The sequence below is a fragment of the Streptomyces sp. NTH33 genome (assembly GCF_003236365.1).
In the GTDB taxonomy this organism is placed as follows: Bacteria; Actinomycetota; Actinomycetes; order Streptomycetales; family Streptomycetaceae; genus Streptomyces.
In genome coordinates this window covers 1-600 of sequence record NZ_POTZ01001005.1, presented here as the reverse complement: position 1 = coordinate 600, position 600 = coordinate 1, and the positions used below count along the sequence as shown (strand labels likewise).

The following is a 600-nucleotide window of genomic DNA, read 5'->3' as shown; positions in this document are numbered from 1 at the left end:
CCGACCCGGTCTGGAACGTGGACCTGCGGCTGCCGGGCGGCCCCCACCTGGGCGGCCTGGACGCGTACTGGCCCGAGCAGGCGGTCGCGGTGGAGCTGGACACCCGCGCCTCCCGGCAGGGCGAGGACCCGCAGGGGGCGGAGTACGCCCGCAAGCGCGAGCACCTGGAGCGGCTGGGCATCACGGTCGTCCACGTCACCCCCCGGAAACTGCGCGACGCCCCGGAGCAGCAGGCGACGGTCGTCCGCACCGCCCTGATGGCCGCCGCCGACCGCGCCCCGGCCGCGTATGTCGTGGTGCTGCCCCGTTAGCGACGTGCCGCCCCGGTAGCGACGGCCCGGGGCGCATCAGGAGGGGAGGGGAGGGACCGCCGGGACGACCCCGGCGGTCCCTCCTCGTGCGCCGGGCACCGCCCTCGTCACGTGGCCGCCGTCTTCCCCGCCGGCGGGCGCTCGCGCCACAGGCGCAGCCCCGCGTCGACCAGGCCGACCCGGGGCAGTGCGGGGACCGCCTCCAGGGGGTGCCAGGCCGCGAGGTCCGTGGAGCCGCCCGTCTCGTGGCGCAGTTCGCCGCCGGTGACGCGGGCCTCGTAGAGGATGC

Annotated in this window: 2 pseudogenes; one reads left to right on the top strand and one right to left on the bottom strand. The window is 78.0% G+C overall.

Going from position 1 to position 600, the window contains the following annotated elements:
• Positions 1 to 311: pseudogene (locus C1I97_RS38120) on the top strand (hypothetical protein); the annotation flags it as partial.
• A gap of 107 nt (positions 312 to 418) precedes the next feature.
• Here the strand turns inward: C1I97_RS38120 and C1I97_RS38115 are convergent.
• Positions 419 to 600 (bottom strand): annotated as a pseudogene (locus C1I97_RS38115) (NUDIX hydrolase); the annotation flags it as partial.